This is a genomic window from Croceivirga radicis (assembly GCF_002072105.2).
GTDB classification, from domain to species: domain Bacteria; phylum Bacteroidota; class Bacteroidia; order Flavobacteriales; family Flavobacteriaceae; genus Croceivirga; species Croceivirga radicis.
Window position 1 is genome coordinate 218,274 of sequence record NZ_MTBC01000004.1, and the last position, 13,131, is coordinate 231,404.

The window sequence follows — 13,131 nt, forward strand, 5'->3', positions numbered from 1 at the left end:
AATTTCTATAACTTCATAGTGCTGCAAAGATGCATTTTTTTTTAATTCGTTACGTAATTCCATTGATCAAATCCATAAAATGAATTATTTAAAGTTTTTATTCCTCCTTATTTTCATTGTTTCTTGTAAAAATTCTGCACCAGTTACCCAAACCGCTACCAAAGGGTATCAAGGTCAAGGTAAATCTCCTGTTGTACCTACCAATAGTAAACCCATACAAAAGCAGTGGAAAGGAACTTGGGCACTAAACGATAGCACTGTTTTTTTTGATAATAATTTTGATGGGGGAAGACTAAATGGAATCGTACATGATGCTAATGACCACTATACACTCTGGATAACCGCAGAGAATACCCCTATTAACGTGAGCCCTTGGTATGCCTTTAAAGTATGGAGCAAAACCAAAAAGGTTATTAGTATTAGATTTACGTACCAAGACATTAGAAGCCGGTATTATCCTAAAATAAGTACTGACGGGTTAAATTTTAAACCCATAGATAGCATTTTTTACGAAGAAATTAATCCGGGTAAGGGTGATTTTGGTATTAATGCGGCCCCAGAACAAATAGAAATTAAACTTGCCATAGGCCCAGATACAACATGGGTAAGCGCACAAGAGTTGTATACGTCTAAAAGAGTAAAACTATGGGTAGATAGCCTTGCTCAACTTACCTATAACACATCTAAAATAATTGGTTACAGTACAGAGAAAAGACCGCTACAATTGTTGAAAACAAACGAAGGTAATAGTAAAAAAGCCTTGATGATTATTTCTAGGCAGCACCCCCCGGAGGTGACTGGTTTTTTAGCAATGAAATCGTTTACCGAAACAATCAATGGACCGTCTGAACTTGCCAAAAAGTTTAGGCAAAAGTTTACTGTTTTTTCTGTTCCCTTGATGAATCCCGATGGGGTAGACAACGGGCACTGGCGACACAACATGGGGGGCATTGATTTGAATAGGGATTGGCAAAATTTTAACCAGCCAGAAACTAGAGCGGTTAAAAACTTTTTAGAGCAAAAAAGCCAAGAAGGTTATGAGTTTGTTTTTGGAGCTGATTTTCATTCTACTTGGGATGATATTTATTATCCATTAGATACTACCGTTACTGGAGAAAAAGGAAAAATCGTTTTTGATTGGATACAGAATATTTCCAATCGGTTACCACAAAAACAAACCAATATTAAGCCATCTACCAGCCTTGACCCAACTATGGTTTCTAGAACTTATTTTTATGTAAAGCATAAAATGCCAGCCATTGTTTTTGAATTGGGAGACAATACGCCAAGACCGTTTTTAAAAGAAAAAGGCAAAGTTGCCGCAGAAGAACTAATGCTACTCTTGTTAGCAAAATATCCTTAACTATTAATGTAATTTTTCTGGGCTATTGGTAGGGCTATTACTTTTAATTTGCCAACGCTCGTCTTGTATGGATTTATAGATAAGTTTATACTCCAAGCCATCTTGCAACAAACTTTCAATGGTATTGGCTATAAGCTTACAATCCTTTTCACTACCCTCCACTTTTAAGAAAGTGTAAACTTCGTTTGCAGGTAGGGCAATTCCAGGGTCCAAGGTAGCATAGGTATAATTGGCCAAACTATCTAATGCTGGTCGTTTTTGCTTTAGGTAAGACAACAATTCATTGTTGTAGCTAGTTAAATTCTCTACTTTGCCATGATAGATCATCTGCACACTTTCTAAAATTGCCGGACCTACACCGTGGTTTTTTAAACTTAGTTCGTAAATCTTACTATTGGGGTGGTTACGCTCTGCAAATTGAACATATGGTAAAATAGACAAGTAGTTTTGCTTACGCATTAAACTGGTTTGGTAAATAAATATAACCAAGGTTAGTACGCTAACCATCATAGCGGTTAAACTTAGTAACGTATTGGTACTTAGCTTGTTCTTCATACTTGAAAAGTAAAAAGAAAATCCTTAAAAAAACATTCTTTTTTGCTAGGAAACTGTAGCTGTATTTTTGCTATAAAACTTTTTGTGTTTATAATAGCTAAGACCTCCCAGAATAAAAACCCCCAATACTGAGTACCAAACAAAAGATGGTGTAATAACTTGGTCCCCGCTAGCATAACTATGTAAGCCTACTAAGTAAAAATTTACGCCAAAATAGGTCATCATAATACTGGCAAAGGCTATAACACTAAAGAAATTAAAAATCCACTTACCTCTTAGGCCGGGCACCAAACGCATATGTAGTACAAAAGCATAGATCATAATTGAAATTAACGCCCAAGTCTCTTTTGGATCCCAACCCCAATACCTACCCCAACTTTCGTTGGCCCACTGGCCGCCTAAAAAGTTACCAATAGTTAACATAACCAAACCAACAGTTAAAGAGAGTTCATTGATCACCGTTAATTCCTTAAGGTTATGCTCCATTCGCTTATAGTTCTTTTTAGTAGTAAGCAAAATTAAAATCATGGCTGTAACCCCTAAAATCATACCTACGGTTAAAGGTCCATAACTACCTACTATAACGGCAACATGTATCATTAACCAATAACTATCCAATACAGGAACAAGATTTGCTATTGCAGGATCCACCCAGCTTTGATGCGCTATCCATAATAACATAGATGTTACAAAAGCACTAGAGGCTAAGGTAAGTTCACTTTTGCGTGTTCCTAACAAAAGTCCCATTCCCATAGTGGCCCAAGAAACGTAAAGAATACTTTCATAAGCATCGCTCCAAGGTGCGTGACCAGAAATATACCATCTGAGAACTAGACCAGCTGTGTGCCATAAAAAGAAGATAATAAGTACACCCTTAAATAAATAGGAAGCCGCTTTCCAGATTTCCCTTTCTTTAAAAATTCTAAATATTAACACCAAAAAGTATAAAATACCAATCAGGGCATAATACTTATAAAGTCTATTAAATATATCTAGCTTGTTATACAGAATCTCTGTCTTTATTTTCTCGTCTGACGGTAAAACCTCCGATCCGTGATTTTCTTGATTTTGCTTAAAAGCATCTAGCAACCGATCGGCAGTACTGTAATCTCCCGTTTTAATAGCTGCTTGTACACTGTTCAAGTAATAAGGGACCGAATTTTGCATAAAATTGGCATAAAGCGAATCTTGAACTTGATGTTGGCCAGACCTAAATTCTATAGTAGATATCCACTTGTTATTTTCATCATTCAACAACGGAAAAATCTTTAAAATTTGACCACTTAATGCCGTGTTGAGTAATCCAAAACGTTCATGGGCTTTAGTAAAGTCTTTCTGAAATTTATTTGGATTGGTGGTAGAAGTGGCTTCTTCTAAATATGGCCTTAGTTTGTACATGCCCGTAGCATCAAAAAAATCTGTAGCCTTTACTCTTTTCTGAGTGGAGGGAACTCCAATTATTTCTCTTATACTATCGTTTTGTATTTCACCTAGATTAATAAATTCTACATTATACCAAGCCGAAGGGTTTAACATCATCGAAATAAAAACCTGATCCGAGTTTAAACCGTTATACTTATCCTTACCACTTAATTTTCGTAATAATTCAGATGTAAACGTATGCAAGGGTTTCATTCGCCCTCCTTCATCCTGAATTACCAGTGCTCCAAATTTATCGGCATGTTCTTCGGTTACGGTAGTTGCAGCTATTACAGAGTCTACTTGGGCAGCCGTTGGTAATTGATTGTGCCCTTCATGGCTTTCTCCTTGTTGTGCAAAAGTAGGCCCGGCCATTAATAATAAAATCAACGTGGCCATTCCCTTTCTTTTTTTACTTAATTTTTCCAAACTAGCCGTTAGGTCCCTAAACCTGGATTTGCCAAAAAACATAATACCCATTAATCCTAAATAGAGTAGAAAGTATCCTATATACGTAATCCAAGTTCCCCATTGGTCATGATTAACACTTAGAACGGTACCCTTTTCATCTGGCATAAAACTAGACTGAAAAAATCGATAACCTTGATGGTCCAAAATATGGTTCATATAAATATCATAATCAAAAGGGCGTTCATCTTCTATGGTAACCTTACTCATAAAAGATTTGTAGCTATTAACCGTACCTGGGTATTTTTCGGCAATAAAATCGTTCAACTTTACATTAAAGGGCAAGGTGTGTTCTTTAGAGCCATATTTGAGCATAAAACCAAGACCTCCTACCATAAATTTATCGGTAAACGGCACACTACCCTTACCTCCTAAAATCTTTTTCTTTACCGTTTCCCCGTTTACCGTAACATCTAGTATTAAAGCATCTTGAGACTCTTTGGTTATTTCGTTTTCTGGTAGTGCTACAACTCCGTAGCTACCTTTTACCATAGGCTCTGGAATAACAAATTGCATACCCGCCATATTGTAAAGAGAACGCAATTGAAGTTGCTGTAAACTATCCTTTGCAACAGCTCCTTTAAATTGGTCTGCCATACGCATAAAATCACCTTCAAAAGGGGCTTTTAAAGAATAGTTATCACCATCAAAAAAGATATTTATGGCACCGTTTGTTTCTTTGTTCAATGCAAATAAAACGTTGTGGATGCTAGCAATTTTACCATCCTCCAGATAATGTTCATGGCGTTGCCCATCTCCCGCTTCCACAATTTTAAGATAATTCTTGCCATTAGGGTCCGGTACCAGTCCTTTTTTGGCGCCATCTATAAAACCAGCATAACTAATTGTAAAGGGTGTACCGTTAAAATCTCCTTTCCAGGGTAAGCTACTTCTTTTTCCTTCTGGAGTTACCAATATATCGTCTTCAAGAATTTTACGCTTGGTTTCGCCGTTAATATCACCATCCACAAATGCGGTTAAATAAGTCTTATCCGAATAGAATACATTTTCAGACTCCCCTTCCCTAATGGGCATCATCCCCTCAAAACTTATATATCGGGTAACAAAAGCCCCAACTATAATTAAAATCCAAGAAAGGTGTAAGATAAGAACAGGCCATTTTTTCCAAGTTAATAAACGATATCTAAAAATATTACCTATAAAATTGATGACAAAAAACACCATTATGGCCTCAAACCAAGTAGCATTATATATGTAGATTCTTGCCGTTTCCGTACTGTACATACTCTCTACAAATGTGCCTATACCCATTGCCGCAGCAAATAGTATAAATAACAGAGCCATTAATCTAGTAGAAAAGAGCGTTTGTTTTAAAGTATCTAACATATTCTGGTTTGTTCTTTGGCTTGCAAAAATACGGTGTTTTACTCATTATATTTGAGCGTGTTTAGCATAAAATAACCCGGAACATGTGTTAACATATGTTATAATGTTGCCATATTATATTTGTAATTTTGAACATGCTTTCTGTAATTCTACTCGGCACAGGTAATGTTGCCCAACACCTATATAATGCATTAGCAGCACTGGACACTGTTAATCTTAAGCAAGTTTATGGAAGAAACACCGAGGCTCTATCCTATTTTAAAAATATAGCGGTAACCAATAAGCCAGACCATATTTTAAATGCAGATGTCTATTTAATAGCCGTGAACGATGATACCATTAAAGCGGTAAGCCAATTGTTGCTAAAAAAAAATGGTATCGTTGCCCATACTTCAGGTGCTGCGCCTTTAGCTCATATTAAGACAAGTAATAGCGGTGTTTTCTATCCTTTGCAAAGCTTTACAAAGGGTAAAAGAGTAGACTTTTCTACTATTCCGTTTTGTATTGAAGGTAGTAATAACAAAACAGAAGCAACTCTTTTAGAACTGGCCAGAAAACTTTCTAGTAAAGTTTATACAATCTCTTCTGATCAGAGAAAAACTATACACTTGGCGGCCGTTCTGGCAAATAATTTTAGTAATCATTTATTTACGATAGCCAGTTCTATCTGCCAAGAAAACAAAGTGCCATTTGCTATTTTGCATCCTTTGATTACAGAGACCGTAGAAAAAATTAAACACATTGGTCCAAGAGAGGCGCAAACGGGACCCGCTAAAAGAAAAGATGTATTAACTATGCAATCTCACATGGATCAGCTAGAAAACCCCTTGCACAAGAAAATATACCAATTATTAAGCGAGAGTATTATACATACCTATGAAGAAAAATTATAAAGAATACCTTAAGGATATTACCACATTTGTTTTTGATGTAGACGGGGTACTTACAGATGGTACCGTAACCATTACTACCTCTGGAGAACTATTACGTAAAATGAACGTAAAAGACGGGTTGGCTTTAAAAACAGCTGTAAATAAAGGGTACCATATTTGTATCATCACCGGTGGTACCAATGCAGGGGTTAAGGAAAGATTACAAGGTCTTGGCATAACCACATTTTATATGGGTGCCCACCATAAAGAGGAACCTATGGAGGAGTTTATGGAGGTATATGGATTAAAAAAAGAAAACATCTTATACATGGGAGACGATTTACCGGATATTCCGCCCATGAAAATGGTACAGTTGGCAACCTGCCCACAAGATGCAGTGGCAGAAGTAAAAGCCATTTGCGATTATGTTTCGCATAAAAATGGTGGTGAAGGTTGCGCCAGGGATATAATAGAACAAGTATTAAAAGTTAGGGGAGATTGGAATTTAAATTTTAGTGCGGAGAATGATTAAAAATCCATTAGTAGAAAAACTAGAGAACAAAACAATAATTCTTGCCTCTGGTTCCCCCAGGCGTAAAAAATTTCTAGAAGAACTTGGTATTCCTTTTCGTATTTCTATAAAATCAGTTGAAGAAGTTTACCCAGAACATCTAGAGGGTGCCGCTATTGCAGATTACCTAGCCCAATTAAAAGCCACCCCTTTTACCAACTTGGCACAAAATGAAATTCTGCTCACTTCGGACACGGTAGTGTGGTGCAATGGCAGGTCTTTGGCAAAAGCTGGGAATAAGAAAGAAGCTATTGCAATGTTAGAAAAATTATCTGGCCAATGGCATAGTGTAATTACTTCCGTTTGTTTTACAACCATCCAAAAACAAATAACTGTACATGCAAATACGGAGGTTAAATTAAAAAAATTGACCCCAGAAGAGATTAGTTTCTATGTAGAACAATACACACCATTTGACAAAGCTGGTGCCTATGGCATTCAAGAATGGATTGGTGCTATTGGCATAGAAGAAATTAAAGGCAGTTATAACAATGTGGTAGGGTTACCCACCCATCTAGTTTATAAAACGTTAATGGATATGGTAGAATAAGTACCTTCCCATTACTTTTGTTTATAAAATACAGCCTATGAAAATCTTGAACATACTAAAAAAAGGCACTACCGTATTCATTGGATTATGCTTAATTCAATGTTCGGAAGAAAAAAAAGCGGTCCATACAATAGACACTACTTTACAAGCAGAAAAAAAGGAATTGCCGCCTAAACAACCGCTTTCTAAAGATTTTAAAGCCTATTGGTATGCTGGTGATGCAGAAATTACCAGTTATAGGCTTGAGCAGGCTAGGTATGGTGAAATTAGGGAGGGTAATGCTGTCCTAATTTACGTAACAGAGCCTTTTTTAGAAGGCAAACAAGTAAAGGCAGATAATAGAAATCCAGATAATATTCCAGTTTTAAAACTAAATGCCACTAAAAACTATTTAACGGGAATTTACCCCTACTCTATTATGAGCAGTACGTTTTACCCTGTGTACAACAATCAACATGCATTAAAAAGCAGTTTTTCTGCACAAGAATGGTGCGGGCAAGTCTATGCACAATTAAACAACAGAGCTGATTTTGAAGTAATAAGCCATAGTTATTTTGAAAGCGAAGCAGACCAACAACTGGTTTTACCTAAGACACATTTAGAAAACGAAATTTGGAATATTATTAGAATAAATCCTGAAAGTCTACCCTTGGGAAATATAGAAATATTACCCTCTTTAGAATACTTTAGGTTAAAACACAAAGAGGTAAAAGCGATGCAAGCAAAAGCTACATTAGATAACCAAGGTGAGGTAAGTATTTATACCATAAAGTACATTGATAATGAACGGGAACTAAGCATAAGTTTTAACACTGAATTTCCCTATGAAATTAATGGATGGGAAGAAACTTTTATTAGTGGTTTTGGTAAAAACGCAAGCAAAATGACATCCAAGGCTACCCAAATAAGAAAATTAAAAACCCCGTATTGGAAACAAAATTCCAATAGCTATACAAGCTTAAGAGACAGTCTAGGTCTATGATAAATCTTGAAACAATCATTTCAACGTATAAAAACGAGCTATTTGGCTCGTTTGTAGCCCTATTATTATTTGGCATCATTAGATTTTTAACCTTAAAAACCGTAAAGCGGATTGGTTTAATCAGTGATATTAACCAAATGCGTACCCGTTTGGTAATGCGGTACGTTAGCTTTGGTCTATTTATTATTTTAATGGTTGCCTTAATATTAATTTGGGGTGTTAATTTTAAAGAAGTCGGCTTCTTAATTTCATCCGCTTTTGCGGTGTTGGGTGTTGCCTTATTTGCCAACTGGTCTATTCTTAGCAATGTTACCGCCGGTATAATTTTGTTTTTTTATTTCCCTTATAAAATAGGAGACCGTATACGAATACAGGATAAAGATTTTCCAGAAGAAGCCATTATTGCAGATATACAAGCTTTTAGTATGATTCTTATAAAGGAAGATACGGGAGAATTACTTACCTACCCCAATAATTTAATCCTTCAAAAAGGCGTGGTTTTAATACAGAAACAAGTTGCCACAGATGAAGACCTAGAACAGCACTTTTAGTTGTTAAAGAAACTCTAAAAGCATAATCCCTGCCTCGTATGTCCCTATATTTGAAGTTAACAAACCAACCCAAAATGCAATTATACAAGCTATTATTCTGCTGTTTGGTATTGTCTACAATTACACTTAAGGCACAGCAGCCCAAAAAGTTATCTTCATCTGAAATACATAACGAAATTCAAAAGCTTAATTTTCTAGGTAATGTACTCTTTGTTGCCGCGCATCCAGATGATGAAAATACTAGATTAATTTCCTATTTAGCTAATGAAGTAAAAGCCCACACCACCTATTTATCCATCACCAGAGGAGATGGGGGGCAAAACCTTATAGGAACCGAGTTTAAAGAATTGCTGGGCGTATTACGTACCCAAGAATTGTTAGCGGCTAGAAATGTAGACGGTGGCTATCAACGTTTTACAAGGGCGGTAGATTTTGGTTTTTCTAAACATCCAGACGAAACTTTTGATATCTGGAACAAAGAAGAAGTATTGGGAGACGTAGTTTGGACTATTAGAAAATTAAGACCAGATGTAATTATAAACCGTTTTGACCATAGAACACCTGGTTCTACACACGGTCACCATACCGGATCGGCTATGTTAAGTGTAGAGGCCTTTGACCTTGCCAAAGACGAAACTAAATACCCAGAGCAACTACGCTATACCCAACCATGGACACCAAAACGATTATTTTTCAATACATCTTGGTGGTTTTACGGATCTAGGGAAAAATTTGAAGAAGCCGATAAAAGCAATCTTATTGGAATGGATATTGGCGTATTTTATCCTGAGTTAGGACTCAGCAATAATGAAATAGCTGCTGCTTCTCGTAGTCAACACCTTTGCCAAGGTTTTGGGCAAATGGGTTCTAGAGGTTCAGAAACGGAATATGTTGAATTTTTGAAAGGTTCAAAACCTAAGAACAATAATGACATTTTTGAAGGAATCAATACCACATGGACAAGGGTTAAAGGCGGCAAAGCAATAGGTGAGATTTTAAATAAAATAGAAGCAGATTTTAATTTTACCAACCCTAGTGTACATATCCCAGAACTTTTACAGGCGTATAAATTACTACAAAATGTGGAAGACGCATTTTGGAGAGAACGCAAGCTTAAAGAATTAGAAAATGTAATCTTGGCCTGTTCTGGCATTTACCTAGAAGCGGGTACACAGCAAGGTTCTGCTAGCCCGGGTAGTACGGTAAAAGTTTATCTAGAAGCTGTTAACAGAAGTTCAATTAATGCAAAGTTGAATGCAATTTCCGTAAACCAAAATTTGGCTAATCTAAACACCAGTGTTTCGCTAGATAATAATCAGAAAAAAACCTTTGAAATAGAGGTTTCCTTACCTAATAATTCTAAATATACCGCACCATATTGGTTACTTAGCAAGGGCAGCCTTGGTATGTATAAGGTTAACGACCAAGAATTAATTGGTAAGCCGGAAACACCAACCGCCTTAAAAGCCTACTTTGATCTATCTATTAATGGTACAGATTTAACCATTGAAAAACCAGTAGTATATCATTTTTCTAAACCGGATAAAGGAGAGCAATACGAACCCTTTGTAGTCTTGCCTGTTGCTACGGCATCTTTTAAAGATGAAGTTATTTTATTTGCTGATAAAAATCCCCAAGAAGTTACCGTATTTATCAAAGCTGGTAAAGACAATCTAAATGGTACTATCGCTTTGAATGCGCCTAAAGGTTGGCTCGTTAGTGCGGCTCAAGACTTTACAATTTCGCAAAAGGGTGAAGCTGTTAGTCTGCAATTCACGGTAACGCCTACCATAAATGAAAGTGTTGGAGAATTAACTCCTGTTCTTACCGCAAGTGGCCAAACCTATAATCAAAGCCTAACAGAAATAGACTACGACCATATTCCAAAGCAATCGGTTTTACTACCGGCTCAAAGTAAGGTTGTACGCTTAGATATTAAAAAAGAAGGCGAAAATATAGGTTATATAGTGGGCGCTGGAGACAACGTACCGCAAAGTCTTACTCAAATAGGGTATAACGTGAATATCCTAGCTTTGGAAAATATTGAAAATGCTTCAGACTTGGCACAGTTTGATGGTATTGTAATGGGCATACGTGCATACAATGTTCTAAACGACCTTAAATTTAAACAGGGAATTTTACTAGAATATGTGGCCAATGGTGGTACTATGATCGTTCAATATAACACTGCTAATAGATGGGCTTCTCAATTTGAAAATATTGCCCCCTACCCCATAACCATATCTAGGGACCGTGTTACAGATGAAAATGCAGCGGTTCGATTTTTAAATCCAGAACATCCCGTCCTCAACAAACCAAATAAAATTCTGCAAGCAGATTTTAATAATTGGATACAAGAAAGAGGACTTTATTTTCCAAACGAATGGAGCAAAGAATTTACTCCTATTTTGGGCATGAATGATACTGGGGAAGCACTTACCCAAGGCAGCCTTTTGGTTGCTAAATATGGTAAGGGCTACTATGTTTATACTGGATTAAGCTTTTTTAGGGAATTACCTGCTGGGGTACCAGGCGCTTATAAGTTGTTTGCTAATATGCTATCTTTAGGCAAAGGTAAGGAGTAAGATGAAAGAGCATCCAAAACAAAAGAATACATACGTTTGGAAAAAAGAGTATACGCTTGTACTGGTACTTAACATAGTCTATATTTTATACTTTGTGTATTTAATGAACGCAAACAACTAATTGATGGAATTATTAGATTGGCTAGTTCTTGCTACTACCCTACTCTTTATTGTTGGCTTTGGTATTTATAAAACACGTAATAGTAATGATGTAGAAGATTACGTAAAAGGTGGCAAAGACACTAAATGGTGGACAATTGGTTTGTCTGTAATGGCTACCCAAGCAAGTGCTATTACCTTTTTATCCACGCCTGGCCAAGCTTTTCATGATGGTATGGGCTTTGTTCAATTCTATTTTGGTTTACCCATGGCCATGATTGTAATCTGTATGGTTTTTATTCCTATCTATCATAGGTTAAAAGTTTATACGGCCTATGAAATGTTAGAAAATAGATTTGATTTAAAAACTAGAACATTAACCGCTATCTTATTCTTGATACAACGTGGTCTCGCCGCTGGTATAACCATTTTTGCTCCTTCTATTATCCTATCTGCCGTACTGGGTTGGGACCTTAGTACGCTAAACATTATTATTGGTATTCTTGTTATTCTTTATACGGTATCTGGTGGTACCAAAGCAGTGAATATTACCCAAAAACAACAAATGTTTGTTATAATGGTAGGTATGTTTTTTGCGTTCTTTTTTATTTTAGGAAGCCTACCGGCAGACGTAACTTTTAGCGAAGCACTAAAAATTGCTGGGGCCAATGATAAATTGAATATTCTAAATTTTGAATTAGACACGCAAAACAGATACACCTTTTGGAGTGGTATCACAGGAGGTTTTTTCTTAATGCTGGCATATTTTGGTACCGATCAAAGTCAGGTGCAGCGCTATCTATCAGGTAAAAGTGTTAGGGAGAGCCAGTTGGGTTTAATATTCAATGCACTGTTAAAAATACCAATGCAGTTTTTTATTCTCTTGGTAGGTGTAATGGTCTTTGTATTTTACCAATACAATGCCGCACCCTTACATTTTAATCCAGCTGCCAAGATGGCCATTGAGGCCTCTAGTTTAGCTTCGGATTTTAATGCTTTAGAAGCGGAACATCGTGATACGGAAACCGATAAACGTACGGCGCAAAATGCCTTTGTTAGCGCACTTAAATTAAAAGATTATGACGCAATTGAACAAGCTAAAATCAATTTAAGGGCAGTTAACCAGCACGAGGAACAGAACAGGGCGGCCGCAAGAATTCTTATTGAAGAAGCAGATCCTACTGTAGAAACCAATGATAAGGATTATGTATTTATTCACTTTATCCTTAATAATTTACCAAGGGGATTCATAGGTCTACTTTTGGCCGTAATCTTATCTGCGGCAATGTCTTCTACGGCTTCGGAATTAAATGCCTTAGGAACCATTAGTGCATTAGACCTTTATAAACGAAATAAAACACAGCCGATTTCTGCCAAACAAGAAGTTAAGGCCACCAAAATTTTCACCTTAGTTTGGGGTATCGTGGCTATTCTCATAGCAAATATTGCCAGCCTTTTTGATAATTTAATACAGCTGGTTAATATTATTGGCTCTATTTTTTATGGCAACGTTTTGGGGATTTTCTTGCTAGCGTTTTTTATAAAATTTGTAAAAGGAAACGCCGTTTTTATGGCGGCCATAATTACCCAAATTATTGTTATTGTAGGCTGGTACCAGAATTGGATGTCTTATTTATGGCTTAATGCTTTTGGGTGTGCTTTGGTTATTTTATTTGCACTACTATTAGAGACCTTAGATCGTGTCTTAAAAAACAATAATCCAATACGGATATAAAAAAACCCCGAATCTATTCGGGGTTAATTTTTCT

At 36.4% G+C, this 13,131-nt stretch carries 10 protein-coding genes; 8 read left to right on the top strand and 2 right to left on the bottom strand.

Annotated features, from left to right (window positions below; translation table 11 throughout):
* The first annotated feature begins 79 nt into the window (after window positions 1–79).
* Complete coding sequence (locus tag BUL40_RS07950) at window positions 80–1,363, top strand: M14 family metallopeptidase (protein WP_080318803.1); 1,284 nt, start codon at window positions 80–82, stop codon at window positions 1,361–1,363.
* A gap of 3 nt (window positions 1,364–1,366) precedes the next feature.
* Here the strand turns inward: BUL40_RS07950 and BUL40_RS07955 are convergent, their stop codons facing one another.
* Together BUL40_RS07955 and ccsA are read right to left on the bottom strand one after the other, a co-directional pair.
* A complete protein-coding gene (locus BUL40_RS07955) occupies window positions 1,367–1,918 on the bottom strand; it encodes a hypothetical protein (protein ID WP_080318804.1) in 552 nt (183 codons plus the stop codon).
* A gap of 45 nt (window positions 1,919–1,963) precedes the next feature.
* On the bottom strand, window positions 1,964–5,152 hold the full coding sequence (ccsA, locus tag BUL40_RS07960) for a cytochrome c biogenesis protein CcsA (RefSeq protein WP_080318805.1): 3,189 nt from the start codon (window positions 5,150–5,152) through the stop codon (window positions 1,964–1,966).
* 134 nt (window positions 5,153–5,286) lie between these two features.
* Between ccsA and BUL40_RS07965 the strand changes: the two genes are divergently transcribed.
* The 7 genes from BUL40_RS07965 to BUL40_RS07995 all read left to right on the top strand — a co-directional run bounded on the left by BUL40_RS07965 (window position 5,287) and on the right by BUL40_RS07995 (window position 13,097).
* Window positions 5,287–6,045: a Rossmann-like and DUF2520 domain-containing protein gene (locus BUL40_RS07965; RefSeq protein ID WP_080318806.1), complete on the top strand. Its 759-nt coding sequence runs from the start codon at window positions 5,287–5,289 to the stop codon at window positions 6,043–6,045.
* A complete protein-coding gene (locus BUL40_RS07970) occupies window positions 6,029–6,556 on the top strand; it encodes a KdsC family phosphatase (protein ID WP_080318807.1) in 528 nt (175 codons plus the stop codon). Before BUL40_RS07965 ends, BUL40_RS07970 begins: the two co-directional genes overlap by 17 nt.
* The gene (locus tag BUL40_RS07975; protein WP_080318808.1) at window positions 6,549–7,145 is read left to right on the top strand and encodes a Maf family nucleotide pyrophosphatase; all 597 of its coding nucleotides are present in this window, start codon (window positions 6,549–6,551) and stop codon (window positions 7,143–7,145) included. The genes BUL40_RS07970 and BUL40_RS07975 overlap by 8 nt, the downstream gene beginning before the upstream one ends.
* A gap of 37 nt (window positions 7,146–7,182) precedes the next feature.
* Window positions 7,183–8,127: a septum formation inhibitor Maf gene (locus BUL40_RS07980; RefSeq protein ID WP_080318809.1), complete on the top strand. Its 945-nt coding sequence runs from the start codon at window positions 7,183–7,185 to the stop codon at window positions 8,125–8,127.
* Window positions 8,124–8,678, top strand: a complete 555-nt coding sequence (locus BUL40_RS07985) for a mechanosensitive ion channel domain-containing protein (protein ID WP_010517260.1) — start codon at window positions 8,124–8,126, stop codon at window positions 8,676–8,678. Before BUL40_RS07980 ends, BUL40_RS07985 begins: the two co-directional genes overlap by 4 nt.
* 74 nt (window positions 8,679–8,752) lie before the next feature.
* Entirely contained in the window at window positions 8,753–11,263 is a 2,511-nt protein-coding gene (locus tag BUL40_RS07990) for a PIG-L family deacetylase (RefSeq protein WP_080318810.1), read from the top strand.
* Between the two features lie 124 nt (window positions 11,264–11,387).
* Window positions 11,388–13,097, top strand: a complete 1,710-nt coding sequence (locus BUL40_RS07995) for a sodium:solute symporter (RefSeq protein WP_080318811.1) — start codon at window positions 11,388–11,390, stop codon at window positions 13,095–13,097.
* Window positions 13,098–13,131 lie beyond the last annotated feature (34 nt).

What these genes read in the sequence shown, in the direction of transcription:
- ccsA (WP_080318805.1), bottom strand. Translation starts at nt 5,152, where the DNA reads ATGTTAGATACTTTAAAACAAACGCTCTTTTCTACTAGATTAATGGCT.
- BUL40_RS07990 (WP_080318810.1), top strand. Translation starts at nt 8,753, where the DNA reads ATGCAATTATACAAGCTATTATTCTGCTGTTTGGTATTGTCTACAATT.
- BUL40_RS07980 (WP_080318809.1), top strand. Translation starts at nt 7,183, where the DNA reads ATGAAAATCTTGAACATACTAAAAAAAGGCACTACCGTATTCATTGGA.
- BUL40_RS07965 (WP_080318806.1), top strand. Translation starts at nt 5,287, where the DNA reads ATGCTTTCTGTAATTCTACTCGGCACAGGTAATGTTGCCCAACACCTA.
- BUL40_RS07975 (WP_080318808.1), top strand. Translation starts at nt 6,549, where the DNA reads ATGATTAAAAATCCATTAGTAGAAAAACTAGAGAACAAAACAATAATT.
- BUL40_RS07970 (WP_080318807.1), top strand. Translation starts at nt 6,029, where the DNA reads ATGAAGAAAAATTATAAAGAATACCTTAAGGATATTACCACATTTGTT.
- BUL40_RS07950 (WP_080318803.1), top strand. Translation starts at nt 80, where the DNA reads ATGAATTATTTAAAGTTTTTATTCCTCCTTATTTTCATTGTTTCTTGT.
- BUL40_RS07985 (WP_010517260.1), top strand. Translation starts at nt 8,124, where the DNA reads ATGATAAATCTTGAAACAATCATTTCAACGTATAAAAACGAGCTATTT.
- BUL40_RS07955 (WP_080318804.1), bottom strand. Translation starts at nt 1,918, where the DNA reads ATGAAGAACAAGCTAAGTACCAATACGTTACTAAGTTTAACCGCTATG.
- BUL40_RS07995 (WP_080318811.1), top strand. Translation starts at nt 11,388, where the DNA reads ATGGAATTATTAGATTGGCTAGTTCTTGCTACTACCCTACTCTTTATT.